The following is a 26251-nucleotide window of genomic DNA, read 5'->3' as shown; positions in this document are numbered from 1 at the left end:
CCGCGTCCGTGGGGGCCGGTCACCTCGTGGGCGCCGGTGGTGGGGTGGTCCGGCGGCAACCGGACATGTCCCGCCGATGCTAACCACCCCCCGAGCTGCCGGTAAGTTGCCATGCATGGGTGCCTCCGCCGAACCGCCGACCAGCCCGCTGCGCCGCTCCCCGCTGCACGACCGTCACGTGGCGGCCGGCGCGAAGTTCGCCGCCTTCGGCGGCTGGGAGATGCCGCTGGAGTACGCCGGCGGCGGGGTGCTGCGCGAGCACGCGGCGGTGCGCGAGGACTGCGGCGTGTTCGACGTGTCGCACCTCGGCAAGGCCCGGGTGACCGGCCCCGGCGCGGCGGAGTTCGTCAACGCCTGCCTCAGCAACGACCTGGGCCGCATCGCACCCGGCCAGGCGCAGTACACGCTGTGCTGCGACGACGCGACCGGCGGCGTCGTCGACGACCTGATCGCGTACCTGGTCTCGCCCGACGAGGTCTTCCTGGTGCCGAACGCCGCCAACACCGGCGAGGTGGTGCGCCGGCTCGCCGCGGCCGCCCCGGCGGGCGTCACCGTCACCGACGAGCACGCCGACCACGCCGTGCTGGCCGTGCAGGGGCCGCGCTCGGCCGAGGTGGTGGCCGCGCTGAAGCTGCCCGTCGCCCACGACTACATGTCCTTCGACACCGCCGTCCTCGACGGCGTCGAGCTGATCGTCTGCCGCACCGGCTACACCGGCGAGCGCGGCTTCGAGCTGGTCGTGCCCGCCGCGGGCGCGCTCGCCGTGTGGGACGCGATCGTCGCCGCCGGGGTGCGGCCGTGCGGGCTCGGCGCCCGCGACACGCTGCGCACCGAGATGGGCTACCCGCTGCACGGCCAGGAGCTGTCCCTCGACATCACCCCGGTGCAGGCCCGCGCCGGCTGGGCCGTCGGCTGGTCGAAGCCCGCGTTCTGGGGCCGCGACGCGCTGCTCGCCGAGAAGGCCGCCGGCCCGCGCCGCACCCTGCGCGGCCTGGTGCTCACCGGCCGCGGCGTGCCCCGCGGCCACATGACCGTGTACGCGGGCGGCACGGCCGTCGGCGAGACCACCAGCGGCACGTTCTCTCCCACCCGCAAGGAGGGCATCGCGCTGGCGCTGCTCGACACGGCCGCCCGGCTCGCCGACGGCGCCGAGGTCGAGCTCGACGTGCGCGGCCGCCGCCTGCCGGCCGTGGTGGTGAAGCCGCCGTTCGTGCAGCCGTCGGTGCGCTGACTCAGCGCACCGCCAGCACGACCAGCGCCGCCACCGTCGACAGCTCCACGCCCGCGCCGATCACGTCGCCCGTGATGCCGCCCAGCCGCCGCCGCGCGTGCCGGGTCAGCAGCCCCGCCGTCACCAGCGCGGCCGCCACCGCCAGCGGGCCCTGCCACGGCCGGCCCGGCACCGCGAACAGCCCGGCCACCGCCGTCACCACCGCCACCGCGGCCAGGGCGGTCACCGGCACCGTGCCGGCCACGAGCGCGCCCAGCCCGTCCGGCCGCGCCGCCGGCACGCCCCGCCGGCACGCCACCGGCACCGCCAGGCGGCCCGCCGCGAACGCCACCGCCACGCCCGCCGCCGTCGGCCCGGCCGCCAGCGTGGCCGCCTGCAGCAGCAGCACCAGCGCGATCGCCGCGACCCCGAACGGGCCGATGTCCGGCTTCTTCATGATCTCCAGCGCGCCCGGCCCCGGCCGGTAGGAGCCCAGCGCGTCCACCGTGTCGGCCAGCCCGTCCAGGTGCAGCCCGCGGGTCAGCAGCGCGGCCGCCGCCACCGTCAGCACCGCCGCCACCGCCGCCGGCAGCACCAGCCCGGCCGCCCACAGCAGCGCGCCGAGCACGCCGCCGAGCGCCGCGCCGACCAGCGGGGCGGCCGTCATCGCCACCCGCGCCGCCGCCCGGTCCACCCGGCCCGCCCGCACGGGCAGGACCGTCAGCGTCGTGACCGCCAGGCGCAGGCCGTCACGCACCGTCCGGGCCCGCGAACGCGCTCGCGTCGTCGAGTCCCGGGTGCGCGCCCACGCTGCCGGCCAGGCCGATCGCCGCGTTCAGCAGCGGCAGCGCGGCCAGCGCGTTCGCCCCCTCGCCCAGGTCGAGGCGCAGCTCCAGCACCGGGTCCAGGCCCAGCACGTCCGCGCCCTGGCGCACCGCGGGCTGCCCGCCGTGGTCCGGCAGCAGGTACCAGTGCCGGGTCTGGTGCGCGAAGTCGCGGGCCACCAGCCCCGCCGCGATGCCGACCGGGCCGTCCACCAGCACCGGGGTGCGCCGGGCCGCCGAGCCGAGCAGCACGCCCGTCGCCACCGCGATGTCGCCGCCGCCCAGCTGGGTCAGGATGTCGCGGGCGCCGCGCGGGCTCTGCCGGATGCGGTGCAGCGCGTCGCGCACGGCGGCGCAGCGCCGCATCCACGCCGCGTCGTCCACGTACCCGCCGGGCACGCCCACCCGGCCCAGCACCGCCACCGGCTCCGCGCCCGTCGTCGCCGCCACCACCGCGGCGGCCGCCGCCTCCGCGCCCGCCGAGAACGCCGCCAGCACCACCGCGTCCGCGCCCGCGTCGACGGCCGCGTCGGCCAGCTCCCAGCCGGTGCGCAGCGCGGCGTCCACGTCCGCCGGGTCCAGCGCCAGGCCGCTCTCCATCGCCCCGGCGGCCGGCACGTCGACCACGTCGACGGTGGCGCCGGCCTCCGCCGCCAGCCGGGCCAGCGGGCCGTGCCCGTCGCGCGCCTCGGCCGCCCGGCGCGCCGTGTCGCCGGCGTCGGCCCCCGCGGCCGCCCCGCCCGCGTGCGTGCCGTGCAGCGCGATGACGGCGACGCTGCGCCACGGCCGCGGCGTCGCGGTGCCCTGCGTGCGGGCGGCGAACTCGACGGCCCCGCGCAGCGCCCCCAGCCCCGCGCCGGGCAGGTCGAGCCCGAGCAGCCGCTCGGCGGCCGCCGTGCCCGCGTCGTCGTCGGGCAGCGGCAGGTCCATGCCGGGCGCGATGACCGTGCCCGTGCTGATCAGCGGCAGCGCCATGGTGGGCGCGCTGAACGCGTCGGCCCGCGGCGCGTCGTCCGGCGTCTCGTCCGTCTCCGGCGCTCGCGCGGTGATCGTCGGCAGGGCCGACGTCGGCGCCGCGGCCAGCACCGCGTCCGGCGAGTACGCGCCGCCCGCCCCGGCCGCGTCGGCCGCCGCCGCGCCCGCGTCGTCCGGCACCACCGACGCCGCGCTCGGCAGCCCGTCCGCCGACGGCTTCAGCCACGTCGCCTGGCCCGCCACCACGAACGCCACCCGGTCGCACACCTGCGCCACCGCCTGGTTCGTGGTGCCCAGCGCGTCCGCGAACGCCCGGCCCACCGGCGTCATCGGCACCAGCGACAGCCCCACCTCCGGGCTGACCAGCACCACCCGCGCCGCGGACGCGCGCACCGCCTCGGCCAGCGCCGCCACGGTCGCCACGTCGTCGCTGGGCTGCCGCTCCGGGTCCAGCACCGCCGCGATCCAGCCGCCCAGGTCGTCCACGAGGATCGTCTCGTCCGGCTTCGCCGCCGTCAGGAGCTGCGCCAGCCGGTCCGGGTCGGCCCCGGTCTCCTCCGTCGTCCACGACTGCGGCCGCCGCCGCTGGTGCTCCTCGATCCGGGCCAGCCACTCGGGATCGTCGCCCCCGCCGACGGCGGTCGCCACGTACCGCACGCTGGCCGCACCGGCCACCAGCGCCTCCGCGAAGCCGCTCTTGCCGGACCGGATCCCGCCGAGCACGAGGACCGAGTTCCACCCGTCAACCGACATGCCCCGTACCTTAAGGCCGGGCCCGCGCCCGGCGCTGGCGGCATGGTCCACAGGGTGCGCCCGGCCGCACGCCGTAGGCTTGGGGCGTCGGAGGGTCACGACGCGAGGGAGAAACGACATGCCGTGGAGCTGGCGCTACGAGAACGTCGACGGTCAGCAGGTCACCGGTCCGGCCGAGACGTTCAGCAGCCAGGCCGACGCGGAGAGCTGGATCGGGCAGGCGTGGCGCGAGCTCGCCGCGAGCGGGGTCACGTCGGTCGCGCTGGTCGAGGACGACCGGGTCGACTACAAGATGAGCCTGCAGCCGGCCGAATGAGACCGGACGCGGGCACCGTACCCCGCAGCGCGTTCCTGCCGAGCCCCGTCTTCCTGGCCGTGCTCGCGGCCTTCGCCGGGTCCGGCCTGGCGGTCTGGTCCGGCGCCGGCAACGCCGGTGTGCTGGTCTTCTGCTTCGTCGTCGCCGGCTGGATCGTGTCGCTGTGCCTGCACGAGTACGCCCACGCGCTCGTCGCCTACCGGTTCGGCGACACCGGCGTGGCCGGCCGCGGCTACCTGCGGCTCAACCCGCTGAAGTACAGCCACCCGCTGCTGTCGATCGTGCTGCCCGTCATCGTGGTGGTGCTCGGCGGCATCGGCCTGCCCGGCGGCGCCGTGTGGGTCGACCACCACCGCATCCCGGGGCGGCTGCGGCACAGCCTGGTCAGCTTCGCCGGCCCCGCCACCAACGTGCTGTTCGCGCTGGCGCTCGCCGTGCCGTTCTGGTTCGCGCCCGACCTGGGCGCGCACCCCGAGTTCTGGGCGGCGCTGGCGCTGCTCGGCATGCTCCAGGCGATGGCGAGCGTGCTCAACTTCCTGCCCGTGCCCGGCCTCGACGGCGGCAACATGCTGTACCCGTGGCTGTCGCCCACGTGGCGGCGCGGCTGGGACAAGGTGGCGCCGTTCGGGTTCCTGCTGCTGTTCGCGCTGCTCTGGCAGCCGTCCGTCGGCCGGGTCTTCTTCGGCGGCGTCTTCCGGCTCGCCGAACTGCTCGGCCTCGACCCCCGGCTGTACTCCTACGGCCTCGACCTCATGCGCTTCTGGACCCAGTGGGTCTGACGGGGCGTCCCGTCAGACCCACCGGTCCGTGACCGTCAGGGCCGGCTCGCCGGGCTCTCCGTGCGGGCCGGGTCGCGCTCCACGATCGGGTCCAGCACGTCGTCGATCGCCTTGAGCAGGTCGGCGTCCAGCTTCTTGCCGGCCGCCGCCGCGTTGTCACGCACCTGCTCCGGCCGGGACGCGCCGATGATCGCCGCCGACACGTTCGGGTTCTGCAGCACCCACGCCACGGCCAGCTGCGCCATCGACAGCCCGGCCTGCTCGGCCAGCGGCTTCAGGCGCTGCACCGTGCCCAGCACCTCCTCGGTCATGAACCGGGAGATGAACTGCGCGCCCGACTTCTCGTCGCGGGCCCGCGAGCCCTCCGGCAGCGGCTGGCCCACCACGTACTTGCCGCTCAGCACGCCCTGCGCGATCGGCGAGAAGACCACCTGGCCCAGGCCCAGCTCCTCCGACGTCGGCACCACCTCGGCCTCGATGACCCGCCACAGCATCGAGTACTGCGGCTGGTTCGACACCAGCTGGATCCTCAGGTCCTGCGCCAGCGCGTGCGCAGCGCGGATCTCCGACGCCTTCCACTCCGAGACGCCGATGTACAGGGCCTTGCCGGCGCGCACGATGTCGGCGAACGCCTGCATCGTCTCCTCGAGCGGCGTCGCGTAGTCGTAGCGGTGCGCCTGGTACACGTCGACGTAGTCGGTCTGCAGGCGCACCAGCGAACCGTTGATCGACTCCAGGATGTGCTTGCGCGACAGGCCGCGGTCGTTCTGGCCCGGCCCGGTCGGCCAGTACACCTTCGTGAGGATCTCCAGACCCTCCCGCCGCACGCCCGACAGCGCCCGGCCCAGCACCGCCTCCGCGCGGGTGCCCGCGTACACGTCCGCGGTGTCGAACGTCGTGATGCCCACGTCGAGGGCGGCCTTGACGCACGCGGCGGCGGCCTCCTCCTCGACCTGGGAGCCGTGGGTGATCCAGTTGCCGTACGCGATCTCGCTGATCTTCAGGCCCGAACGGCCGAGGTGACGGAACTCCATGCCCCGACCCTACGTTCAGAGCAACGGGTACGTGTCCGCGAGGAGCCGATCGATCTCGTCGGCGACGTCACCCCGGCTGGCGTGCGCCACGGGAATCAGCGGCTCGCCGCGCCGGTCCAGCGCGCCCCACCGGCCGTCCGCGCCCGCCACCAGGAACGCCACCGGGTGGATCACCAGCGCCGGGTGCCGCGGCGGCACCACCACCTTGCCGGTGCGGTCGATCACCCCCTGACCCGACATCGTCTCCACGATCGCCAGGCCCTCGTCGGTGAAGCCGTCCACGTACCGGCCGTCGGTCAGCGCCGTCACGAACGCCGCGTACCGCGGCGGCACCACCATATGCCCCGACGCGTCGACCGCGCCCCACCCGCCGCGTCGCACCGCCGCCACCCCGCGCCGGAACGGCCGCACGTCGTCGAACCCGGTGTCGATCACGATCCGCCCGGTCCGGTCGATGGCGCACCAGCCGCCCCGCCCGTCGCGCGACACCCACGCCAGCCCGTCCGAGAACGAGTTCGCGCCCACGAACCCGGCCGCCGCCTCCACCACCGTCACACCGTCGGTGTCGATCAGCTCCCACGCCCGGCTCTCCGGCCGCCGCACCCACGCCAGGTCGTCGTGGAACGGCTGCGCGTCCGCGTACCGCGGCGGCACCGCCACCGACCCGTCGTGGTCCCGGTAACCCCACCGCTGCGCCCGCTCACTGAACGCCGGCACCGGCGGCCGCCGCAGCTGCAGGATCTCGTCCCGGGTCCGCGGGTACGGGCCCCAGCCCGACTCCGCCACCCGCGCCATCACCGCGTCCAGCGCCAGCTCGGTGCGCGCGATCAGCTCCGGGTCCTCCACCTTGCGCAGGTCCAGCGCCTTCTCGAAGTGGATGCACGCCTCGATGTAGCGCCCCTGGTCGAAACACGACCGCCCGGCGTGCTCGTGCATGGTGGCCCGCAGCCGGTCCGGCAGCTCCGGCGAGTTCGCCTCCTCGAACAGCCGGTCGGCCTCCGCGAAGTCACCCCGCCACTGCAACACGTGCGCCAGCCGCGCCTGCACGATCGCCGTGCGCCGCAACTCCCCGGTCCGCTCGGCGATGGCCAGGGCGTCCCGCCCGTCGGCCAGCGCGGCCGTGAGATCCCCGAGAATCCGCGACACCACCGCCCGCAACCCCAGCAGCCGCGCCCGGGCCGCGTCGATCGTGGCAGCCTCCAGCTTCACCGTCAGCCGGTCCCGCACCGCCCGCAACTCGTCGGCGTCGTCGACGATCTCCCGCAGCGTGTCCGGGTGGAACCGCCACGGGTAACTCCCGAGCACCTGCTCCGGATCGCCCCGCAGCACCCTTGCCGCACCCGCCGCCGGGGCCGTCTCCTGCCGCGGCCGGATCACCGGCGTCAGCACGGTCGGCGCCCGCAACACGGTGGCCGCCCCGGCGGCGGACTCCGGCACGGGCAGCACGGTGGCGGGCGCGGGGGAGACGGGCTCGTCCGCGAACCAGTCGGCCTCACCCTGACCGTCCACATCGTCCGGTCCGGCGGCGGGTTCCTCCGAGTCGGCTGCCGGCTCGTCGGGCGCTGGCTCGCTTCCGGGCTCGTCCGGTTCCGGTTCCGGCTCCACTTCGGATGCGGCCGGGGTGGTGGGTTCTTCGGTCGTGGGCTCGTTCCCGGCCGTGGGCGGGGTGGGGGTGTCGGCGGTCTCGGGTGCGGCCTCGACCGGGTCGTGGTGGTCGGGCTCCGCGGTATCGCGAGCGGTGACCTCCGGGGCCTTGCCGGTGGGCTCCGTGGTCTCCTCGGTGGTGAGGTCCGCGGTCCCGTCGGTGGTGGGTTCCGCAGTCTCGTCGGTGGTGAGGTCCGTGGTCTCGCGGGCGGTGGGTTTCGCGGTACCGCCGGTGGCGGTCTCCGCGGCTTCGCGGGTGGCGGCCTCCGGGGTCTCGGATGTCGTCGGTTCGGTTTCCCGGGCGGTACCCGCCTCCATCTCTGAGGTCGCGGTCTCGTCGGTGGTCTCGGCGGACTCGCGGGCGGTTTCCCCCGACGGCTCGCCCGTCTCGCGCGGGGTTGCCTCGGCAGGCTCGTCGTCGACGGCTTGGTCGGCGGGCGCCGGGCCGGGGTCCGCGAGCAGTTCGCGCAGCGCGGCGCCGAGGGCGCGCATCCGCGGGTCCGCCGGCTCCTCCGCGGCCGGGGCCGGAGGCTCGGGTGTCCCCGGGGCGGCAGGGGCGGCGGGGGCGGCCGGCTTCGCCGCGGCGTCGAACCAGCCGCCGCCGGCGGGCGACGTCGGCGCCGCCGGGGGAGAGACGGGAGGCGGCACCGGCCGCGGTGCGGCCGGCGGCACGGGCCGCAGGGCGGCCGGGCTCGCGGCCTGAGCCGGCGGCGGGCTCGCGGGTGGGGCCGGGCTCGCGGGCGCAGGCGGCGTCGCCGGCCGTGAGTCGGTCGGCTTCGCGGGCGGAGGCGCGGCAGGGTGCGGGGCGGCCGGGACCGAGGGCGCGGTCGGCGGGGCCACCGGGGCCGGGGCCGCCGGAGCGGCCCGCGCCACCGGTGGGGCCATCGCGTCACGGACCACCGGTGGGGTGATCGGCAGCGCCGGCGTGACCGGGGCGGCGGCGGGTGGCGACGGCGGGGGTGCCCACGGGATCGCCGGGGTGACCGGGGCGGCCGGGGGCCGGCGTTCCGTGGTGGCCTCGCCGATGGCCGGCGGGGTGGGGCGGGGGCCGAACGGTTGGCGGCGGTGGAAGGTCGAGTACTCGCCGGTGGGGGCCGCGTGGGCGCCCCGCCGCGGCGTCCCCTCCGACGGAGCGGGAGGCGGCGGCGGAGGCGGCAGGGGCGGGGGAGGGGGCGGCGGCGCCGCCGCGCGGTGGTGGGTGTCCAGGGGTGGTGGGGTCCAGCGCTGGGTCGGCGCGGCCCAGCCGGCGGCGGCGGCGCGCCGTCCGTCCGACGGTGCGTCCGGCGGTGGGGGTGGGGAAGGGGGCAGGGGACGGCCCGCCGGGTGGGCGGTGGCGGTGCCGTAGGCGGGGGCGACGCGGTCGGAGCGGGGGCCCGGCTGTGGGGGGACGACGCGGCGGGTGCGTTCCGCGTCGGGGTGTGGCGGGGTGGGGGTGTCGTCCTGGGTGCGGGTGGTGTGGCCGCGGGGGTTCTGGCCGGTGTCGCCCGGGTAGCGCTGGCCGGGCAGGGGTTCCCACTCCCAGGTGCTCTCGTGCGCCCAGTCGGGTTCGTCGCCCCAGCCGCCGCCCGCGGCGGAGCCCCAGCCGCTCACGGAAGGGCCCGGTGGGGGCGTCGATCCGTCATGGCGGCCACCTTGTCGGAAAAAGCGCGGTGGGCACGATGCGGCTCCGGGTAGAGTCGCCCGGCTCCGTGCCTCGCGGGGTGCGAGAGGAGATTAACGGCGTGCATGGGCCCACCGCCACTGCCGATTGGATCTCGTGGCCGCGGGTCCGGGCGTTCGGGGCGCTGGCGGCGGCCGGGTACCGGCGTCACTCGACGTATCGGCAGGCCGCCGTGGCGGGTGCGACGACGAATGTCGTGTTCGGCTTCATCAAGGTGTACGTGCTGCTGGCGGTGGTGGCGGCCGGTGGTGCGGCGGTGGGGTACGACCGTCGGCAGATCGTCACCTTCGTATGGGTGGCGCAGGGGCTGCTGACCGTCGTTCTCATGTGGAGTTGGACGGAATTGTCCGAACGGATCCGGTCCGGGGACGTCGTCACCGATTTGTTACGACCGCTGCCCCCGGTCGTCGCCTACCTCGCCGAAGATCTGGGCCGCGCCGGGCAGGCCGTGCTGACCCGGTTCCTGCCGCCGGTGGTGGTCGGCGCCCTGGTGTTCGGGCTGTACGTGCCCGGCCGGTGGTTCACGGTGCCGCTGTTCGCGCTGTCGGTGCTGCTGGCGACCGTGTGCAGCTTCTGCTGCCGGTACCTGGTCAACGCGACCGCCTACTGGCTGGCGGACGCCCGCGGCCCGATCGTCCTGTGGGGGGTCGGCTCGGGGGTGCTCGCCGGGCTGTACTTCCCGCTGCGCTTCCTGCCCGACCCGGTGGCGGTGGCGCTATGGGTGGCGACGCCGTTCCCGGGGCTGATGCAGACGCCGCTGGACGTCCTGGTCGAGCGCGACGGCCCGGCGCTGCAGTGCGGGCTGGTGGCGTTGCAGGCGGTGTGGGCGGCGCTGCTGCTGCTCGCCTGCGACCGGACCCAGCGGCGCGCCGAGCGCAGGCTGGTGCTGCAGGGTGGCTAGGGCGTACTGGGCGCTGTTCGCCGGGCAGTTCCGGTCGGTGACCGCCTACCGGGCGTCCTTCGCGGTCGAGCTCTTCAGCAATCTCGGCGTGATCGTGTTCGACGTGCTGGCCGTGCTGGTGCTGTTCTCGGTGACCCGGACGCTGGGCGGCTTCACCGTGCGCGAGGTGCTGGTGATGGTGTCGCTGACCGCGTGCACGTTCGCGCTGGCGGACCTGGCGGTCGGCAACATCGAGCGGGTCAAGACGTACGTGCGCTCGGGCCGGCTGGACACCGTGCTGCTGCGGCCGCTGGGCGCGCTGCCGCAGCTGCTGCTCATGGACATGCCGCTGAAGAAGGTCTCCCGGTCGCTGTTCGCCCTCGCCGTGCTGGCGGTCGCCCTGCACCTGGCCGGGGTGACGTGGACGCCGGCGCGGGCGGCGCTGCTGGCCGCGACGGTGGCGGGCGCGGTGACGTTCTTCGGGGCGTTCTTCGTGGCCGGGGCGAGCGTCGCGTTCTGGTGGGTGGAGTCGGGCGAGCTGGCGAACTCGGTCACCTACGGCGGGCGGGAGTTCGCCGGCTACCCGGTGCCGGTGTTCGAGGGCTGGTTCCGCAACACCTTCGCGTACGGGCTCGGGTTCGCCTTCGTCGGCTACCACCCGGCGCTGGCCCTGCTGGGCCGCGCCGACCCGCTGGGCCTGCCGGCCTGGTCGGGCTGGGCCGCGCCGCTGGTGGCGCTGCCCGCCGCCGGCGCGGCCGCCGCCGTGTGGCGGCTCGGGATCAGGCACTACCGGAGTACGGGGTCATGACGATCATCTCGGCCGCGGGGCTGCGCAAGGATTTCACGGTACGGGTGAAGGCGGGCCGGCTGCGCCGCGAGCGACGCACGGTGTCCGCGGTGGACGGTGTCGACCTGGCGGTGGAGCGGGGCGAGATGCTCGGCTACATCGGCCCGAACGGGGCGGGCAAGTCGACGACGCTGAAGATGCTGACCGGCGTGCTGGCGCCGACGGCGGGCGAGGTCCGGGTGTGCGGGCTGACGCCGGTGGCCCAGCGCACCCGGCTGGCGCTGCGCATCGGGGTGGTGTTCGGGCAGCGCTCGCAACTGTGGTGGGACCTGCCGCTGCGCGAGTCGTTCGGGCTGCTGCGGCACATCTACCGGGTGCCCTCCGCCGACCACGCGGCCCGGCTGCGCCGCTGCCGCGCCCTGCTGGAGCTGGACGCATTCCTGGACACCCCGGTGCGGCAGCTGTCGCTGGGCCAGCGGATGCGCGGGGAGCTGACGGCGGCCCTGCTGCACGGCCCGGAGGTGCTGTTCCTGGACGAGCCGACGATCGGCCTCGACGTGGTCAGCAAGCAGGCGGTGCGCGGCTTCCTCGCCGAGCTGGGCGCCACCGGCGACGTGACGCTGGTGCTGACCACGCACGACCTGGCCGACATCGAGCGGCTGTGCCGGCGCCTGGTGGTGGTCGACCACGGCCGGGTGGTGCACGACGGCACGATCGAGGAGCTGCACGGCCGGTACGGCTCGCGCCGGGTGCTGGTGGCGGACCTCGACGCGCCGCTGCCCGCGGGCTTCGCGGTGGCCGGCGCCACGGTGGAGGCGGTGGAGGCCGACGGCCACCGGGTGCAGCTGTCGCTGGACGGCGGCGTGGGCGCGGGCACGGTGGTGGCGGCGCTGGCGGGCGCGGCGCCGCTGCGCGACCTGTCGGTGCGCGAGCCGGCCATCGAGGACGTGGTGGCCCGGCTGTACCGCTCGTGAGTCAGGCGCGGTGCTCCATGACGAGCACCAGCCAGGTGCCGGGCTCCAACGCCTCGTAGACGTGCGCCACGTCGCCCGGGAAGGCCGCGTAGTCGCCGGCCGCCAGCTCGACGGGGTCGGTCTCCGGGCCGGTGCGCAGCCGCCCGGCCGACACGACGACGTGCTCGGTGCTGCCGGGGATGTGCGCCTCGGCGTGCCGGGGGGCGCCGGGCTCGAGGGCCACCACGTACAGGTCGCGGCGGGTGTGCGCGGACCCGGCGGCGAGCAGGGTGCCGACGAAGTCGGCCTGCTCGCTGGGCACGCCGATGCCCTGGCCGGCGCGGACGACCCGGATGGCGGGCACGGGCGGCTCGACGAGCCGGCTGAACGGCACGCCGAGGGCCACCCCGAGCGACCACAGGGTCTCGACGCTGGGGTTGCCGTTGCCCGCCTCCAGCTGCGACAGCGTCGACTTGGCGAGGCCGGCCCGGCGGGCCAGCTCGGCCAGGGAGATGCCGGCGCGCTCGCGCTCCCGGCGCAGCGCCGCGGCGATCGTGGCGAGGGGCCCGTCGGACATCGTTCGCTCCATCAGACTCATCGTTCGGTTTGACGAACGGCAGGCGTATCGTTCACCATAATGAACTATGCGTACGGCACAGCGAACTCTGACCCGCGACGCCGTGACGATCGGCCTCGCCATGGTCGCCATCGGCGCCTCGTTCGGCGCCATCGCCATCGCCAGCGGGCTGCCCTGGTGGGCCCCGTCGCTCATGTCGACGATCGTCTTCGCCGGCGGCGCCCAGTTCATGGCGGTCGGCCTGCTGGTCGCCGGCAACCCGGTCGCGGCCGTGCTGGCGGGCCTGCTGCTCAACGCCCGGCACCTGCCGTTCGGCCTCGCCGTCGCCGGGGCGCTCGGCCCGTCGCTGCGCGCCCGGCTCGTCGGCGCCCACCTGATGACCGACGAGGTCGTCGCGTTCACCCTCGCCGAGGACGACCCGGCCCGGCGCCGCCGGACCTACTGGATCATCGGCATCACGCTGTTCACCACCTGGAACGTCGGCACCGTGCTCGGCGCGGCGTTCGCCAGCGTGGCCGCCGACCCGGCCGCCTTCGGCCTCGACGCGGCGTTCCCCGCGGGCCTGATCGCGCTGCTCTGGCCCACCCTCCGCGACCCGGCCACCCGCGATGTCGCCGTCGCCGGGGCGGCCGTCGCCGTCCTCGCCACCCCGCTGCTGCCCGCCGGGCTGCCCGTGCTGCTGTCGCTGCTCGGGCTCGGCGTGCTGCTCCTGCGTTCCCGGAAGGGGGCCGCCGCATGAGCCTCGTCGTCGCGATCGCCGCGCTGGCCGTCGGCACGTACACGATGCGCCTGGCCGGGGTCCTGCTGCGCGAGCGGCTGGACCTGTCCGAGCGGGTGACCCGGATCCTGCCGATGGCGGCGGCCGCGCTGCTGGCGGCGCTGGCCGCCACGGCCACGTTCACCGAGGACCAGGCGTTCGCGGGCTGGGCGCGGCCGGCCGGGGTGGCGTTCGGCGCGCTGCTGGCCTGGCGCCGCGCGCCGTTCGTGGCCGTCGTGGTCGGCGCGGCCGCGGTCGCCGCCGGGCTACGCCTGCTCGGCGTGCCCTGACGCGGCCTCGCGCTCGCGCCAGCGCTCGATCAGCTTGGGCAGCTCGCCGCGCAGGTAGGCGAAGAACCGCCGGGTCTCGTCGAGGCGCTGCCCGGCGGCCGACCCCACGCCGATGGCGCCGACCGCCGCCGTCAGGTCGCCCTCGATCGCCACGAGCATCCGGTCGCGGCTGGTGAACATCTGCTCGTACCAGTGCTCGGAGAGCAGCCGGTAGTGGTCGCGGCGCCGGCCGGGCTCGCGGTCGCGCGCGATCATGCCCACGTTCTCCAGGTACTGCACCGCCTGGGAGACCGCGGCCGGGCTGATCCGCAGCGTGGCGGCCAGCTCGGCGGACGTCACCCGGCCCTGCTCGCTCACCAGGACGGCCGCGAACACCCGGGCCGCCATGCGGGGCATGCCCATCCCGGACAGCGTCAGCCCGATGCGCTCGATGACCTGCTCCACCGGTGCATCCTCGCGCGCATTCACGACATTCACAAATTTGTGAAGGGACTTTACGCTCGGAGGCATGACCCCCGTCATCGACATCGCCGGACTGGTCAAGACGTTCGGCACCACGCGCGCCCTCGACGGCCTCGACCTCAGCGTCGAGCCCGGCGAGGTGCACGGCTTCCTCGGCCCCAACGGGTCGGGCAAGTCCACCACCATCCGGGTCCTGCTCGGCCTGCTGCGCGCCGACGGCGGTCGGGCCGCCCTGTTCGGCGCCGACCCGTGGCGCGACGCCGTCGCCCTGCACCGCCGCCTCGCCTACGTGCCCGGCGACGTGAACCTGTGGCCCAACCTCACCGGCGGCGAGGCCATCGACCTGTTCGGCGCCCTACGCGGCGGCCTCGACGAGACCCGGCGCGCCCGGCTGCTCGACGCGTTCGACCTCGACCCCGCCAAGCGCTGCCGCACCTACTCCAAGGGCAACCGGCAGAAGGTGGCGCTGGTCGCCGCGCTCGCCGCCGACGTCGAGCTGTACGTGCTCGACGAGCCCACCAGCGGCCTCGACCCCCTCATGGAGGCCACCTTCACCGACTGCGTCCGCGAGCTGCGCGACGCCGGCCGCACCGTCCTGCTGTCCAGCCACATCCTGGCCGAGGTCGAGAAGCTGTGCGACCGGGTGAGCATCATCCGCGCCGGGCGCAACGTCGAGGCCGGCACCCTCGCCGAGCTGCGCCACCTCACCCGCACCGCCGTCAGCGCCGACACCGAGCGCCCCGTCACCGGCCTCGCCGGGCTGCCCGGCGTGCACGACGCGCGCGTCACCGGCACCCGGGTCGCGTTCGACGTGGAGACGGCCGCGCTGGAGTCCGCGCTGCGCCACCTGCTGCCGTTCGGGGTGCGCGCCCTCACCAGCACCCCGCCCACCCTGGAGGAGCTGTTCCTGCGCCACTACGCGGGCGCCCGATGACCGGCCTCGCCGGCACCCGCCGGCTCACCCGCCTCGCCCTGCGCCGCGACCGCGTCCAGCTGCCCGTCTGGCTCGCCGCGCTCACCCTGCTCGAGTACGGCAGCGCCGTCAGCATCGTGGAGGGCTACGCCGACCCGGCCGAGCGCACCGCCTTCGTCGTCACCTCGGCGAACAACGCCGCCCTGCTCGCCTTCAACGGGCTGGTCTCCGGCGACAGCGTCGGCGCCACGATCGCCTCCCAGGTGCTGCTCATCATGCTCGTCGGCGCCGCCGCCATGAGCACCCTCACCGTCGTGCGGCACACCCGGCAGAACGAGGAGACCGGCCGCGCCGAGCTGATCGGTTCCGCGCCGGTCGGCCGGCACGCCCCGCTCACCGCCGCCCTGATCGTCGCCGCCGGCGCCAACCTCGTCCTGGGCGTCCTCGCCGCGCTCGCCCTCGTCGCCTGCGGCCTGCCCGCCGGCGGGTCCGCCGCGTCCGGCGTCGCCGTCGCCGGCACCGGCATCGCGTTCGCCGCCCTCGCCGCGATCGCCGCCCAGCTCACCTCCGGCGCCCGCGCCGCCAACGGCCTGGCCGCCGCCGCCATCGGCGCCGCGTTCCTGCTGCGCGGCGTCGGCGACGCCACCGGCGACGTCCGCGGCGTGCGGGTCGACCCCGGCTGGGCGTCCGACCTGTCGCCCATCGGCTGGGCCCAGCGGATCCGCCCGTACGACGGCGACCACTGGATCGTCCTGCTGCCCCTGCTCGCCCTCACCGCCGCGGCCGCGGCGGCCGCGTTCGCCCTCGCCGCCCGCCGCGACCTCGGCGCCGGCCTGCTCGCCGACCGCCCCGGCCCGCCGCGCGCCGGCCGGGGGCTGCGCAGCCCGCTCGGCCTGGCCTGGCGCCTGCAACGCGGCGTCCTGCTCGGCTGGGTCGTCGCCGTGGTCGTCGTCGCCGCCGGCATGGGCGGCGTCGGCGACGCGGTCGGCGACGTCGTGGCCAGCAGCGACGCCGTCGCCGACGCCATCGGCCGGCTCGGCGGCGGCGGCTCGCCCGTCGACGCCTACTTCGCCGCCGTGCTGTCCCTGGTCGGCGTCGCCGTCGCCGGGTACGCCGTGCAGGCCCTGCAACGGCTGCGCACCGAGGAGGGCGGCCCCCTGGAACCCGTCCTCGCCACCGCCACCGGCCGCCCCCGCTGGCTCGCCGGGCACCTGCTCATCGCCGCCGCCGGCGTGGTCCTGCTGCTCGCCGTCGCCGGCGCGACGACCGGCCTGGTCTACGCGGCGGCCACCGGCGGCAACTGGCACCTCACCGGCACGCTGACCGCGGCGGCGCTCGTCCGGGCCCCGGCGGCGCTGGTGCTCGCCGGGTTCGCGGTGGCCGCGTTCGGGCTGCTGCCCCGGCTGGTCACGGCGATCACCTGGGCGGTGTTCGCGGCGTGCCTGCTGCTCGGCCAGATCGGCCAGCTGCTGAACCTGCCGGCGGCGGTGCTGGACGCCTCACCGTTCAGCCACGTCCCGGCCGCGCCCGTGGCACCCGTGACGGCGGCGCCGCTGGTGGTGCTCACGGTCGTCGCCGCGGCGCTGACGGCCACCGGCTTCGCCGCGTTCCGCCGCCGCGACATCGGCTGATCAGCGGGCGGCCACCAGCCGTCAGACCTGGGCGCCGATCTCCACCTTCGGCTTCGGGATGCGCATGCGGCGGAACGTGAGGCCGCGCATGATGCCGTACAGGTAGAGCGAGCCGAGGCGCTGGTCGGACTTCGGGAAGCGCTCGCGGACCAGCCGCTTGACCTTGCGGGCGATGAGGATGCTGTCGATCACCACGCCCGCCGCCAGGATGACCCACAGGATGTTCGTGCCGAGCTGCACGACCTTGGGCATCATCGGCTGCGAGCCGATGAGCACGACCAGCGCGCCGCCGAAGAAGTAGGTGCCGACGGTGCGGCGCGAGTCGACGACGTCGCGCACCAGGCTGCGCTCCGGGCCGCGGTCGCGGGGGAGCAGGTAGCGCTCGTCGCCGGCCTTCATGCCGGCCGTGGCCTCGGCCCGCTCGGCGCGCTGGCGGTCGCGCAGCTGCCGGTACGCCTCGCGGCGGTTCTCCGGCGCCTTCTCGGCGACGCGGCGGCGCTGCACGGAGCTGCGCTTGGGCGTCTGCTTGCCGAGCTCGCGCTTGCTGGGCGTGTAGCCGCGGGGGGCGGGGGTGGCCGGCTCGTCGGCCGGGGTCACCTCGGCGCTGGCGTCGGCGACGAGATCGGCGGACTTGCGGCGGAACATCGAGGGCACCCGCACAGCGTAGCGCCCGCGCTCACGACCGGGCGCGGGCGTTCGCCGCAGGCGTCAGGGGCGCTCGACGCGGGCGCCGAGCTGGGCCAGCTTGGTCTCGAAGTCCTCGTAGCCGCGGTTGATGAGGTCGACGCCGTACACCCGGCTGGTGCCCTCGGCGGCGAGCGCCGCGATGAGGTGGCTGAAGCCGGCGCGCAGGTCGGGGATGACCAGGTCGGCGGCGTGCAGCTTGCTCGGGCCGGCGATGACGGCGGAGTGCTTGAAGTTGCGCCGGCCGAAGCGGCACGGGGTGCCGCCGAGGCAGTCGCGGTAGACCTGGATGGTGGCGCCCATCGAGTTGAGCGCGTCGGTGTAGCCGAGGCGCTGCTCGTACACGGTCTCGTGGACGATCGACAGGCCGCGGGCCTGGGTCAGCGCGACCACGAGCGGCTGCTGCCAGTCCGTCATGAAGCCGGGGTGCACGTCGGTCTCCAGCGCGACGGCGTTGAGCTCGCCGCCGGGGTGCCAGAACCGGATGCCGCCCTCCTGGGCGGAGACCCCCTCGCGGCCGACGCGGGCGTCGGTGATCTCGAACTCGCCGCCGACGGACCGGAAGACGTTGAGGAACGTCATCATGTCGGCCTGGCCGGCGCCGAGGACCTCGATCTCGCCCCGGGTGGCCAGCGCGGCGGCGGCCCAGCTGGCGGCCTCGATGCGGTCCGGGATCGGCTTGTGGGTGTAGCCGCGCAGCCGCTTCACGCCGTGGATCTCGATGACCCGGTCGGTGTGGACGGTGATGATCGCGCCCATCTTCTGCAGGATGCAGATGAGGTCGATGATCTCGGGCTCGACGGCGGCGTTGCGCAGCTCGGTGACGCCCTCGGCCATGACCGCGGTGAGCAGCACCTGCTCGGTGGCGCCGACGCTCGGGTACGGCAGCTCCAGCTTGGTGCCGTGCAGGCCGTTCGGGGCCGTCAGGTGCATGCCGTCGGGCAGCTTGTCGACGATGGCGCCGAACTGGCGCAGCGCCTGGATGTGGAAGTCGATCGGGCGCGGTCCGATGTGGCAGCCGCCCAGGTCGGGGATGAACGCGTGGCCCAGGCGGTGCAGCAGCGGGCCGCAGAACAGGATCGGGATGCGGCTGGAGCCGGCGTGCACGTTGATCTCGTCGGTGCTGGCGCTCTCGACGTTGGCCGGGTCGAAGACCAGCTCGCCGTCGTCGTCGCCCCGGGTCACCTTCACGCCGTGCAGCTCGAGCAGGCCGGTGACGACCTCGACGTCGCGGATGCGCGGCACGTCGAACAGCCGGCTCGGGGTGTCGCCGAGCAGCGTGGCCACCATGGCCTTGGAGACGAGATTCTTGGCGCCGCGGACCCGGATCTGACCCTGCAGCGGCGTACCGCCGTGCACGGCCAGGACGTCGTCGGTCAACGCAACCTCCAGCATTGCGGGGCTTCGATGCCCCTCGGGGGATGGGGTGGGGCTGGTGTGGCGGCCGCGGCGGGGGTCCACCGGGTGGCGGGCGTGGGGGCGTCCGCGCCGGCCGCTGGGGCAGCATAGCGCTCCGTCACGCACGCACAAGGGCACAGACGGCGCACCCGGGCACGAATTCGGGACCAAAGGAACGCAGAGGTCACCGATGGTGTGAAGCGATCACACAGGGTTACGGCAGGGCGAGCATCTGGTCGAGGGCCTTGCGCGCGTACGCGGCCGTCTCGGCGTCCACGGTGATCCGGTTCGGCACCCGGCCGGCCACCAGCTCCTCCAGCGCCCACACCAGGTGCGGCAGGTCGATGCGGTTCATCGTCGAGCAGTAGCAGACCGCCCGGTCGAGGAACATGATCTGCTGCTCGGGGTGCGCCAGCGCCAGCCGCCGCACCAGGTTGAGCTCGGTGCCGACCGCCCACGCGGTGCCGGGCGGGGCCGCCTCGATCGCCTTGATGATGTACTCGGTCGAGCCGACCTCGTCGGCGGCGGTGACGACCTCGTGCCGGCACTCGGGGTGCACCAGCACCCGCACCCCCGGCACGCGCGAGCGCACCTCGTTCACCGAGTCGAGTGTGAACCGGCCGTGCACCGAGCAGTGCCCGCGCCACAGGATCATCTTGGCGTCCCGCAGCTGCTCCGGCGTCAGGCCGCCGCCGGGCTTGTGCGGGTCGTACAGCACGCAGTCGCCGAGCGCGAAGCCCAGCTCCAGCACGGCGGTGTTGCGCCCCAGGTGCTGGTCCGGCAGGAACAGGACCTTCGAGCCCTGCTCGTACGCCCAGCGCAGCGCCCGCTCGGCGTTCGACGAGGTGCACACCACGCCGCCGTGCCGGCCGACGAAGCCCTTGATGTCGGCCGAGGAGTTCATGTAGGTCACCGGGACGACGTCGCCGGCCAGCCCCAGGTCCGTCAGCGTCTCCCACGCCGTCTCCACCTGGCCCAGCACCGCCATGTCGGCCATCGAGCAGCCGGCCGCCAGGTCGGGCAGGATCACGGCCTGGTCGTCGCCGGTCAGGATGTCGGCGCTCTCGGCCATGAAGTGCACGCCGCAGAACACGATGAACTCGGCCGCCGGCCGGGCCGCCGCCTCGCGGGCCAGCTTGAACGAGTCGCCCGTGACGTCGGCGAACGCGATGACCTCGTCGCGCTGGTAGTGGTGGCCCAGCACGAACAGCCGGTCGCCCAGGGCGGCCTTGGCGGCGGCGGCCCGCTCGACGAGGCCGGGGTCGCTCGGCGCCGGCAGGTCGCCGGGGCAGTCGACGCCGCGCTCGGTGGCGGGGTCGCTGCCGCGGCCCAGCAGCAGCAGCGCGGTGGCGGTGTTCGAGGGCTCGGTCCAGGTCGACGTCACGCCTCCGATCGTCGCACAGCACGGCGCGCCGGGGCCCCGCCGCGGAACGTGGCCTCTGCGACACTCACCGGCGTGCGCGTACTCATCTGCCCCGACAAGTTCGCCGGCACCCTCGCCGCGCCCGCCGTCGCCGCCGCCGTGGCGCAGGGCTGGCGCGCCGCGAAGCCCGGCGACGACCTGATCGAGCGACCCCTCGCCGACGGCGGCCCCGGCTTCGTGGACGTGCTGCACGCGGCGCTCGGCGGCCGCGTCGTCGAGGTCACGACCGCCGACCCGCTGGGCCGGCCCGCCCGCGGCACCCTGCTGGTGGCCGGCGACACCTGCTACGTGGAGAGCGCCCAGGCCTGCGGCCTGCACCTGGTCGGCCGCGACGAGCGCGACCCGAAGGCCACCACCTCGTACGGGCTGGGCCTGCTCGTCGCCGCCGCGATGGAGACCGGCGCCGGCCGCGTCGTCGTCGGCCTGGGCGGCTCCGCCACCAACGACGGCGGCGCCGGCATGCTCGCCGCGCTGGGCGCCGGCCCGGTCGACGCGGCCGGGTACGCGCTGCCGCCGGGCGGCGCGGCGCTGTCCGCCGCCGTCGCGCTCGCCGGCCCGCCGCGGATCCGGCCGGTGGAGCTGGTCGCCGCCACCGACGTCGACAACCCGCTGACCGGCCTGCACGGCGCCAGCAACGTGTACGGGCCGCAGAAGGGCGCCGACAAGGCCGACATCCTGCTGCTGGACGACGCGCTGGGCCACTTCGCCGCCGTCCTGGAGCGCGACCTGGCCCTGCCCGCCGGCCTGGCCCAGCTGCCCGGCGGCGGCGCGGCCGGCGGCGTCGGGGCGGCGCTGCTCGCCCTCGGCGGCCGCTGCGAGAGCGGGATCGCCCTGGTCAGCCGCGCCGTCGGGCTCGACGCGGAGCTGGACGCCGCCGACCTGGTGGTCACGGGGGAGGGCTCGTTCGACTTCCAGTCGCTGCGCGGCAAGCTCATCTCGGGCGTGGCGGCCGCCGCGCGCGACCGCGGCCTGCCGTGCGTCGTGCTGGCCGGCCGGGTGGACGCGGGCCGGCGCGAGGCCGCCGCCGCGGGCGTCACCGACATGTACTCCCTGGTCGAGCACTTCGGCGACGAGGCGCGGGCGATGGCCGAGCCGGCCGCCGGGCTGCAGGCGCTCGCCGGCCGCCTCGCCACCCAGTGGAGCAGGTGAGATGCGCCCCGGAGATTGGGAATGTCGGCGGACGGGGTTAGCGTTGGCCCGTACGGCATGACTCCGCACCCGGCAGGGAGATCCTCTAGTGACCACTGAAGCGCACACCGAGTCGACCGAGGCTGCGCAGGCCCCGACCGGCGTCCTTCTGACCGACGTCGCCGCGCAGAAGGTCAAGGCCCTGATCGAGCAGGAAGGCCGCGACGACCTGCGGCTGCGCATCGCCGTGCAGCCGGGCGGCTGCTCGGGGCTGCGCTACCAGCTCTTCTTCGACGAGCGCTCGCTCGACGGCGACAACGTGTACGAGCACGGTGGCGTCGAGGTCGTGGTCGACCGGATGAGCGCTCCCTACCTGGCCGGCGCCAAGATCGACTTCGCCGACCGGATCGACCAGCAGGGCTTCACCATCGACAACCCCAACGCGGGCCACTCCTGCGCCTGCGGCGACTCGTTCAGCTGAACCCGGCACGACCCTCTCGGAAACCGCCCGGCCGCACACGGCCGGGCGGTTTCCGCGTGTGGGACGGATCATGTCGTCCGAGGGAACTCCCGGTACGCTGGCCCGCGCACCCCACCCGCCGACCCCCGAGGGTTCCTTCATGAAGATCGCCGTCACCGGCTCGATCGCCACCGACCACCTGATGCACTTCCCGGGCCGGTTCACCGACCAGCTCCTCGCGGACCAGCTGCACAAGGTGTCGCTCTCGTTCCTCGTCGACGACCTCGTGGTGCGCCGCGGCGGCGTCGCCGCGAACATCGCGTTCGGCATGGGCAAGCTGGGCCTGCACCCGATCCTGGTCGGCGCGGTGGGCGCCGACTTCGCCGACTACCGCTCCTGGCTGGAGCGCCACGGCGTCGACTGCACCGCGGTGCACATCAGCGAGACCGCGCACACCGCCCGGTTCGTCTGCACCACCGACGACGACCTCAACCAGATCGCCTCGTTCTACGCGGGCGCCATGAGCGAGGCCCGGCTCATCGAGCTCGGCCCGGTCGCCGAGCGCGCCGACGGGCTCGACCTGGTCCTGGTCAGCGCCAACGACCCGGCCGCCATGCTGCGCCACTCGCAGGAGTGCCGCGACCGCGGGCTGGACTTCGCCGCCGACCCGTCGCAGCAGCTCGCCCGCATGGACGGCAGCGACGTGCGCGGCCTCATCGAGGGCGCCGCCTACCTGCTCACCAACGACTACGAGAAGTCGCTGCTGGAGAGCAAGGCCAAGCTCACCGAGGACGAGGTGCTCGACCTGGTCGGCATCCGCGTCACCACGCTCGGCGCCCACGGCGTCCAGATCACCGGCCGCGGCATCGACCCGATCCACGTGCCGGTCGCCCGCGACGTCACCGTCGAGGACCCCACCGGCGTCGGCGACGGCTTCCGGGCCGGCTTCTTCGCCGCCCTGAGCTGGGGCGTCCCGCTGGAGCGCGCCGCCCAGGTCGGCTCGCTGCTCGCCGCGCACGTGCTCGAGAGCGTCGGACCCCAGGAGTACGAGCTGCGCGGCGAGCTGTTCGCCAAGCGCCTCGCCGCCTCCTACGGCGACGACGCGGCCGCCGAGGTCCTGCCGCACCTGCCGGCGGCCTGACCCGGGCGGTACTGCCGGGGTCGAGCACGTCGACCCCGGCGGGCCGCGCCGGCGCGGCCCTCGCCGCACCCGCGGCCTACCGCACCCGCCGCACCTCGTAGGCGTCCGGCGCCGGCGAACCCGCGTACTCCTGCCCGCGCATGCGGCACCACGCCGGGATGTCGTTCGCGGCGGCCGGGTCGTCGGCCAGCACCCGCACCACCTCGCCCACCGCCACCTGCGGCAAACGCCGGGCCAGCGCGATCACCGGCAGCGGGCAGCGCTGACCGCGGCAGTCCAGCTCCACCGCCGCCGTCACAGGCCCGCCACGCCCGCCTCGGCGCGCAGCGCCGCCACCACCCCCGGCAGCTCCGCCAGGAACCGGTCGACCTGCGCCTCCGTGGTGCCCCGGTGCAGCGACACCCGCACGTTGCCGTGGCTCAGCACCCCCATCGCCTCCAGCACGTGACTCGGCCGCAGCGTCGACGCCGTGCACGACGACCCCGACGACACGGCGAAACCCCGCCGGTCCAGGGCGTGCAGCAGCGCCTCGCCGTCCACGTACAGGCAGGAGAACGTCACCAGGTGCGGCAGCCGCTGCTCCGGGTCGCCCACCACCTCGACGTCCGGCACCGTCGCCGCCACCGTCGCGCGGATCCGGTCGACCAGCGGCGACAACCGGGCCGCCTCCGCCGCCGCCTCCGCCGCGGCCGCCCGCAGCGAGGCGGCCGCCGCCACCACCGTCGGCAACCCCGGCTCGCCCTCCGCGCCGGGGGAGTGCAGATCCTCACCCGGGTACGGCGACAGCCAGCGCGTCCCCTTGCGCACCACCAGCAACCCCACCCCCGGCGGGCCGCCCCACTTGCGGGCGCTCGCCGTCAGCACCGACCACCCCGGCGGCACCGGCGCCCGGCCCACCGACTGGGCGGCGTCCACCACCAGCGGCACCCCGTGCGCCGCGCACAGCTCGGCGGCCGCCGCCACCGGCTGCACCGTGCCCACCTCGTGACTCGCGCTGATCAGGGCCGCCACCGCCGCGCCCGGGGCGCCCACCGCGCCCGCCCAGGCGTCCAGGTCCAGCCGGCCCAGCCGGTCCACGCCCACCTCGCGGGCGGCGCCCCCGGCCGCGGTGTGCGCGGCCGCCGTGTGCAGCACCGCCGAGTGCTCGACCGCCGAGTGGACCAGCGCGTCACCCGCCCGCCGCCGGCCGGCCAGGGCGCCCAGCAGCGCCGCGTGCACCGCCGCCGTGCCGCCCGCCGTGAAGACCACCTCGTCGTCGCGCACACCCAGCGTCTCCGCCACCGCGCCCCGCGCCGCGTCCGCCAGCTGCCGCGCCCGCCGCGCCCGCGTGTACAGCCGGTCCGGATCGGCCCAGCCGTCGCCCAGCGCCGCCAGCAGCGCCTCCCGGGCCACCGGGTGCAGCGGCGCGGCGCTCGCCGTGTCAAGGTAAGCCGGATCCGGCGCGTCGGTCACGCCCGAAACGGTATCGTCCTGCTCGATGTGGGTAGTCACGGACGGCGACGCGGCTCACGAAGATCGGACCCCCGCAACGGGCGCGGACGGCCAGGTCGAGTAATCTGCCACCGTCGGTGACCCAACGCCCCTGGTGTCCTTTCACGGGCCCGCAGGCGCTGCCAAGGGAGGCAAGAGCAGGTGGTCGCAAAGAGTTCGGTCGTGCGGCGTCGTCGCGCCGTTCGGCTCGCCGGGCTCGGTGTCGGTGGTGCCGCACTGCTGAGCCTTCTGGCGGGGTGCTCCGGCGCGGGCGACATCGGTGAGCGGTTCGGCCACTTCGGCTGGCCGGGCGAGGGCATCTCCCCGCAGGCCCACCGCATGTACGACGTGTGGATCGGCTCCACCATCGCCGCGCTCATCGTCGGCTTCTTCGTGTGGGGCCTGATCTTCTGGTGCATCATCCGCTACCGCAAGCGCGGTGACACGCTGCCCGCCCAGACGCGGTTCAACATGCCGATGGAGATCCTCTACACGGTCGCGCCCGTCCTGGTCGTCGCGGTGCTCTTCTACTACACCGCCATCGTCCAGACCGACGTGGACAAGCTGACGCGCAACCCCGACGTCACCGTCGAGATCGTCGCGTTCAAGTGGAACTGGCAGTTCAACTACCGCGACGGGCTCGGCGAGGAGGCCAACACGGTCGCCTCCACGGTCGGCTCCACCGAGGTCATCCCGCTGCTGGTGCTCCCCACCGGCAAGAAGATCCGGTTCGAGCAGACCAGCCGCGACGTCATCCACTCGTTCTGGGTGCCCGAGCTGCTGTTCAAGCGCGACGTCATGCCCGGCAGCCTGCGCAACCAGTTCGAGGTCACCCTCGACCGCGAGGGCCGCTACGTCGGCCGCTGCGCCGAGCTGTGCGGCACGTACCACGCCTTCATGAACTTCGAGCTCGTCGTGGTCTCGCCCGAGCGGTTCGAGCAGTTCCTCCAGGCGAAGCAGGCCGGCCGGTCCACCCAGGAGGCGATGGGCGCCATCGGCTACAACGGCGCCGAGCAGTACGCCACCACCACCAAGCCGTTCGACGGCCGGCGCACGAGCAACAACTGGAACCCGCCGGCCGCCGGCGCGGTACGAGAGTGAGAATCCGGCCATGAGGACCGAGTACAAGATCTTCGGGGCGGTCGGCGCCTTCTGCTTCGGCGCCGCCATCGTCTACGGCTTCTGGACCAACGGCCAGACCGGCGGCGTCGAGTGGGTCGGCACCGTGGCCCTCATCCTGTCCGGCCTGCTCTGCGCCATGTGCGCCGGCTTCTTCTGGTTCGTGGCCCGCCGCATCGACCCGCGCCCGGAAGACCGCCCCGACGCCGAGATCGCGGAGGGCGCCGGCGAGGTCGGCTTCTTCAGCCCCGGCAGCTACTGGCCGTTCGGCCTCGCCTTCTCGGCCGCCACCGCCGCCATGGGCCTGGTCTTCTGGATGTGGTGGCTGCTCGCCCTCGGCCTGATCATGATCGTGTTCGCCGCCTGCGGCCTGCTGTTCGAGTACTACTCGGGCACCCGCCAGCCGGCCGAGCACTGAATCTCTGGTCGTCGCTTCGCTCCTCCGGGGCTGACGCCGCTCGCTCGCGATGCCCGGCGCCTGCGGGCGGCCCACGCTTCGCTCGGCCGTCCTCGGCGCCGGGCATCGCGGCGGCGTCAGCCGGCCTGGTTGCGCTTGACGTGTGAACGGCCCCGCCCTTGTGGGTGGGGCCGTTCTCGTTGGCTCCTGCTGTGCTTGTCAGGCGGCTCGGCGTTGGTGGGGGGCCACCTTGGCGCCCCTCGGACGCCACCACACCACGCCGGTGAGCGGGGCGCTGATGATGGCTGAGCCGCAGCCGGTGCAGACCAGCTCGGGTGTGTCGTCCTCGAGGCCGCCGAGGTCGTCGTAGGCGGCAGTGTCGAAGATCATCTCGGACTGGCAGATGGCGCACTGCATCTCGCGGTCCTGCACGGGTGTCTCCTCTCCACGAGGGGTGGGAATGACCCGGACGTCCTTCGAACGCTGCCATGCTCAGCCGATCGAGTGGTGGATATCGGTCCGGCGTGTCTCCTTTTGTTCCGAATCGCTCCTGCTTCCGCTGTCTTGCCGCGCGGGGTGGGGTTTC

At 75.1% G+C, this 26251-nt stretch carries 27 protein-coding genes; 15 read left to right on the top strand and 12 right to left on the bottom strand.

Annotation, left to right across the window (positions count from 1 at the left end; genetic code table 11):
- Nucleotides 1-115: 115 nt before the first annotated feature.
- Nucleotides 116-1231 (top strand): glycine cleavage system aminomethyltransferase GcvT, encoded by a 1116-nt coding sequence (gene gcvT / locus Sya03_RS14450; protein WP_239107505.1) that lies wholly within the window; start codon nucleotides 116-118, stop codon nucleotides 1229-1231.
- Between the two features lies 1 nt (nucleotide 1232).
- Here gcvT and cobS read toward each other — a convergent pair whose 3' ends face one another.
- Together cobS and Sya03_RS14440 are read right to left on the bottom strand one after the other, a co-directional pair.
- The gene (gene cobS / locus Sya03_RS14445) at nucleotides 1233-1967 is read right to left on the bottom strand and encodes an adenosylcobinamide-GDP ribazoletransferase (RefSeq protein WP_203938800.1); all 735 of its coding nucleotides are present in this window, start codon (nucleotides 1965-1967) and stop codon (nucleotides 1233-1235) included.
- On the bottom strand, nucleotides 1960-3762 hold the full coding sequence (locus Sya03_RS14440; protein WP_203938799.1) for a bifunctional adenosylcobinamide kinase/adenosylcobinamide-phosphate guanylyltransferase: 1803 nt from the start codon (nucleotides 3760-3762) through the stop codon (nucleotides 1960-1962). Before Sya03_RS14440 ends, cobS begins: the two co-directional genes overlap by 8 nt.
- Before the next feature lie 118 nt (nucleotides 3763-3880).
- Here Sya03_RS14440 and Sya03_RS14435 point away from each other — a divergent pair, with 118 nt between their 5' ends.
- A complete protein-coding gene (locus tag Sya03_RS14435) occupies nucleotides 3881-4078 on the top strand; it encodes a hypothetical protein (protein ID WP_203938798.1) in 198 nt (65 codons plus the stop codon).
- Complete coding sequence (locus Sya03_RS14430; protein ID WP_203938797.1) at nucleotides 4075-4857, top strand: site-2 protease family protein; 783 nt, start codon at nucleotides 4075-4077, stop codon at nucleotides 4855-4857. Before Sya03_RS14435 ends, Sya03_RS14430 begins: the two co-directional genes overlap by 4 nt.
- A 35-nt stretch (nucleotides 4858-4892) precedes the next feature.
- Here the strand turns inward: Sya03_RS14430 and Sya03_RS14425 are convergent, their stop codons facing one another.
- Complete coding sequence (locus tag Sya03_RS14425) at nucleotides 4893-5891, bottom strand: aldo/keto reductase family protein (RefSeq protein ID WP_203938796.1); 999 nt, start codon at nucleotides 5889-5891, stop codon at nucleotides 4893-4895.
- A gap of 15 nt (nucleotides 5892-5906) precedes the next feature.
- Complete coding sequence (locus Sya03_RS31550; protein ID WP_275411447.1) at nucleotides 5907-9125, bottom strand: WG repeat-containing protein; 3219 nt, start codon at nucleotides 9123-9125, stop codon at nucleotides 5907-5909.
- A gap of 131 nt (nucleotides 9126-9256) precedes the next feature.
- On the opposite strand from Sya03_RS31550, the gene Sya03_RS14415 reads away from it, so the two are divergent.
- The 3 genes from Sya03_RS14415 to Sya03_RS14405 are packed head-to-tail and all read left to right on the top strand — an operon-like array spanning nucleotide 9257 to nucleotide 11836.
- A complete protein-coding gene (locus Sya03_RS14415; RefSeq protein WP_239107503.1) occupies nucleotides 9257-10096 on the top strand; it encodes an ABC transporter permease in 840 nt (279 codons plus the stop codon).
- Nucleotides 10089-10883 (top strand): ABC transporter permease, encoded by a 795-nt coding sequence (locus tag Sya03_RS14410; protein ID WP_203938794.1) that lies wholly within the window; start codon nucleotides 10089-10091, stop codon nucleotides 10881-10883. The genes Sya03_RS14415 and Sya03_RS14410 overlap by 8 nt, the downstream gene beginning before the upstream one ends.
- The gene (locus Sya03_RS14405; RefSeq protein ID WP_203938793.1) at nucleotides 10880-11836 is read left to right on the top strand and encodes an ABC transporter ATP-binding protein; all 957 of its coding nucleotides are present in this window, start codon (nucleotides 10880-10882) and stop codon (nucleotides 11834-11836) included. The genes Sya03_RS14410 and Sya03_RS14405 overlap by 4 nt, the downstream gene beginning before the upstream one ends.
- Nucleotide 11837: 1 nt before the next feature.
- On the opposite strand, the gene Sya03_RS14400 is transcribed toward Sya03_RS14405, so the two are convergent.
- Nucleotides 11838-12392, bottom strand: coding sequence for a helix-turn-helix domain-containing protein (locus Sya03_RS14400; RefSeq protein ID WP_203938792.1), 555 nt, complete (start codon nucleotides 12390-12392; stop codon nucleotides 11838-11840).
- A 67-nt stretch (nucleotides 12393-12459) separates the two neighbouring features.
- Here Sya03_RS14400 and Sya03_RS14395 point away from each other — a divergent pair, with 67 nt between their 5' ends.
- Both Sya03_RS14395 and Sya03_RS14390 read left to right on the top strand, forming a co-directional pair.
- Entirely contained in the window at nucleotides 12460-13131 is a 672-nt protein-coding gene (locus Sya03_RS14395; RefSeq protein WP_203938791.1) for an AzlC family ABC transporter permease, read from the top strand.
- Complete coding sequence (locus Sya03_RS14390; protein ID WP_203938790.1) at nucleotides 13128-13439, top strand: AzlD domain-containing protein; 312 nt, start codon at nucleotides 13128-13130, stop codon at nucleotides 13437-13439. The genes Sya03_RS14395 and Sya03_RS14390 overlap by 4 nt, the downstream gene beginning before the upstream one ends.
- Here the strand turns inward: Sya03_RS14390 and Sya03_RS14385 are convergent.
- Complete coding sequence (locus Sya03_RS14385; RefSeq protein ID WP_203938789.1) at nucleotides 13416-13883, bottom strand: GbsR/MarR family transcriptional regulator; 468 nt, start codon at nucleotides 13881-13883, stop codon at nucleotides 13416-13418. The genes Sya03_RS14390 and Sya03_RS14385 overlap by 24 nt on opposite strands.
- Before the next feature lie 64 nt (nucleotides 13884-13947).
- Here Sya03_RS14385 and Sya03_RS14380 point away from each other — a divergent pair, with 64 nt between their 5' ends.
- Nucleotides 13948-14835 (top strand): ABC transporter ATP-binding protein, encoded by an 888-nt coding sequence (locus Sya03_RS14380; protein WP_203938788.1) that lies wholly within the window; start codon nucleotides 13948-13950, stop codon nucleotides 14833-14835.
- Nucleotides 14832-16445, top strand: coding sequence for an ABC transporter permease (locus Sya03_RS14375; protein ID WP_203938787.1), 1614 nt, complete (start codon nucleotides 14832-14834; stop codon nucleotides 16443-16445). The genes Sya03_RS14380 and Sya03_RS14375 overlap by 4 nt, the downstream gene beginning before the upstream one ends.
- A 21-nt stretch (nucleotides 16446-16466) precedes the next feature.
- Here Sya03_RS14375 and Sya03_RS14370 read toward each other — a convergent pair whose 3' ends face one another.
- The 3 genes from Sya03_RS14370 to nadA all read right to left on the bottom strand — a co-directional run bounded on the left by Sya03_RS14370 (nucleotide 16467) and on the right by nadA (nucleotide 19911).
- Nucleotides 16467-17090 (bottom strand): DUF3043 domain-containing protein, encoded by a 624-nt coding sequence (locus tag Sya03_RS14370; RefSeq protein ID WP_203938825.1) that lies wholly within the window; start codon nucleotides 17088-17090, stop codon nucleotides 16467-16469.
- Between the two features lie 63 nt (nucleotides 17091-17153).
- Nucleotides 17154-18509, bottom strand: a complete 1356-nt coding sequence (gene murA / locus Sya03_RS14365; protein ID WP_203938786.1) for a UDP-N-acetylglucosamine 1-carboxyvinyltransferase — start codon at nucleotides 18507-18509, stop codon at nucleotides 17154-17156.
- 232 nt (nucleotides 18510-18741) lie between these two features.
- Nucleotides 18742-19911 carry a quinolinate synthase NadA gene (gene nadA, locus Sya03_RS14360; RefSeq protein ID WP_203938785.1) on the bottom strand — a complete coding sequence of 390 codons (1170 nt, stop codon included), beginning with the start codon at nucleotides 19909-19911 and terminating at the stop codon, nucleotides 18742-18744.
- A 48-nt stretch (nucleotides 19912-19959) separates the two neighbouring features.
- Between nadA and Sya03_RS14355 the strand changes: the two genes are divergently transcribed.
- The 3 genes from Sya03_RS14355 to Sya03_RS14345 all read left to right on the top strand — a co-directional run bounded on the left by Sya03_RS14355 (nucleotide 19960) and on the right by Sya03_RS14345 (nucleotide 22679).
- A complete protein-coding gene (locus tag Sya03_RS14355) occupies nucleotides 19960-21099 on the top strand; it encodes a glycerate kinase family protein (RefSeq protein ID WP_203938784.1) in 1140 nt (379 codons plus the stop codon).
- An 88-nt stretch (nucleotides 21100-21187) separates the two neighbouring features.
- Nucleotides 21188-21559, top strand: a complete 372-nt coding sequence (gene erpA / locus Sya03_RS14350) for an iron-sulfur cluster insertion protein ErpA (RefSeq protein ID WP_203938783.1) — start codon at nucleotides 21188-21190, stop codon at nucleotides 21557-21559.
- Between the two features lie 139 nt (nucleotides 21560-21698).
- Entirely contained in the window at nucleotides 21699-22679 is a 981-nt protein-coding gene (locus Sya03_RS14345; protein ID WP_203938782.1) for a carbohydrate kinase family protein, read from the top strand.
- Between the two features lie 76 nt (nucleotides 22680-22755).
- On the opposite strand, the gene Sya03_RS14340 is transcribed toward Sya03_RS14345, so the two are convergent.
- Together Sya03_RS14340 and Sya03_RS14335 are read right to left on the bottom strand one after the other, a co-directional pair.
- Nucleotides 22756-22977, bottom strand: coding sequence for a sulfurtransferase TusA family protein (locus Sya03_RS14340; RefSeq protein WP_203938781.1), 222 nt, complete (start codon nucleotides 22975-22977; stop codon nucleotides 22756-22758).
- Nucleotides 22974-24131: a cysteine desulfurase family protein gene (locus Sya03_RS14335; protein WP_203938780.1), complete on the bottom strand. Its 1158-nt coding sequence runs from the start codon at nucleotides 24129-24131 to the stop codon at nucleotides 22974-22976. The genes Sya03_RS14340 and Sya03_RS14335 overlap by 4 nt, the downstream gene beginning before the upstream one ends.
- Nucleotides 24132-24332: 201 nt before the next feature.
- Here Sya03_RS14335 and ctaC point away from each other — a divergent pair, with 201 nt between their 5' ends.
- On the top strand, nucleotides 24333-25250 hold the full coding sequence (gene ctaC, locus Sya03_RS14330; RefSeq protein ID WP_370872002.1) for an aa3-type cytochrome oxidase subunit II: 918 nt from the start codon (nucleotides 24333-24335) through the stop codon (nucleotides 25248-25250).
- Nucleotides 25251-25260: 10 nt separating this feature from the next.
- Nucleotides 25261-25686 carry a cytochrome c oxidase subunit 4 gene (locus tag Sya03_RS14325; RefSeq protein ID WP_203938778.1) on the top strand — a complete coding sequence of 142 codons (426 nt, stop codon included), beginning with the start codon at nucleotides 25261-25263 and terminating at the stop codon, nucleotides 25684-25686.
- A gap of 198 nt (nucleotides 25687-25884) precedes the next feature.
- Here Sya03_RS14325 and Sya03_RS14320 read toward each other — a convergent pair whose 3' ends face one another.
- Entirely contained in the window at nucleotides 25885-26097 is a 213-nt protein-coding gene (locus Sya03_RS14320; protein WP_203938777.1) for a hypothetical protein, read from the bottom strand.
- Nucleotides 26098-26251: the final 154 nt, after the last annotated feature.

The sequence above is a fragment of the Spirilliplanes yamanashiensis genome, assembly GCF_016863475.1.
Taxonomy (GTDB): domain Bacteria; phylum Actinomycetota; class Actinomycetes; order Mycobacteriales; family Micromonosporaceae; genus Spirilliplanes; species Spirilliplanes yamanashiensis.
This window is presented reverse-complemented; position numbering and strand designations above follow the sequence as displayed.

Coding starts and splice junctions, on each gene's coding strand:
- Sya03_RS14380 (WP_203938788.1), top strand. CDS start 13,948: ATGACCCCCGTCATCGACATCGCCGGACTGGTCAAGACGTTCGGCACC.
- Sya03_RS14425 (WP_203938796.1), bottom strand. CDS start 5,891: ATGGAGTTCCGTCACCTCGGCCGTTCGGGCCTGAAGATCAGCGAGATC.
- gcvT (WP_239107505.1), top strand. CDS start 116: ATGGGTGCCTCCGCCGAACCGCCGACCAGCCCGCTGCGCCGCTCCCCG.
- Sya03_RS14430 (WP_203938797.1), top strand. CDS start 4,075: ATGAGACCGGACGCGGGCACCGTACCCCGCAGCGCGTTCCTGCCGAGC.
- Sya03_RS14405 (WP_203938793.1), top strand. CDS start 10,880: ATGACGATCATCTCGGCCGCGGGGCTGCGCAAGGATTTCACGGTACGG.
- Sya03_RS14400 (WP_203938792.1), bottom strand. CDS start 12,392: ATGTCCGACGGGCCCCTCGCCACGATCGCCGCGGCGCTGCGCCGGGAG.
- Sya03_RS14325 (WP_203938778.1), top strand. CDS start 25,261: ATGAGGACCGAGTACAAGATCTTCGGGGCGGTCGGCGCCTTCTGCTTC.
- Sya03_RS14395 (WP_203938791.1), top strand. CDS start 12,460: ATGCGTACGGCACAGCGAACTCTGACCCGCGACGCCGTGACGATCGGC.
- Sya03_RS14345 (WP_203938782.1), top strand. CDS start 21,699: ATGAAGATCGCCGTCACCGGCTCGATCGCCACCGACCACCTGATGCAC.
- Sya03_RS14435 (WP_203938798.1), top strand. CDS start 3,881: ATGCCGTGGAGCTGGCGCTACGAGAACGTCGACGGTCAGCAGGTCACC.
- Sya03_RS14440 (WP_203938799.1), bottom strand. CDS start 3,762: ATGTCGGTTGACGGGTGGAACTCGGTCCTCGTGCTCGGCGGGATCCGG.
- Sya03_RS14370 (WP_203938825.1), bottom strand. CDS start 17,090: ATGTTCCGCCGCAAGTCCGCCGATCTCGTCGCCGACGCCAGCGCCGAG.
- Sya03_RS14390 (WP_203938790.1), top strand. CDS start 13,128: ATGAGCCTCGTCGTCGCGATCGCCGCGCTGGCCGTCGGCACGTACACG.
- Sya03_RS14375 (WP_203938787.1), top strand. CDS start 14,832: ATGACCGGCCTCGCCGGCACCCGCCGGCTCACCCGCCTCGCCCTGCGC.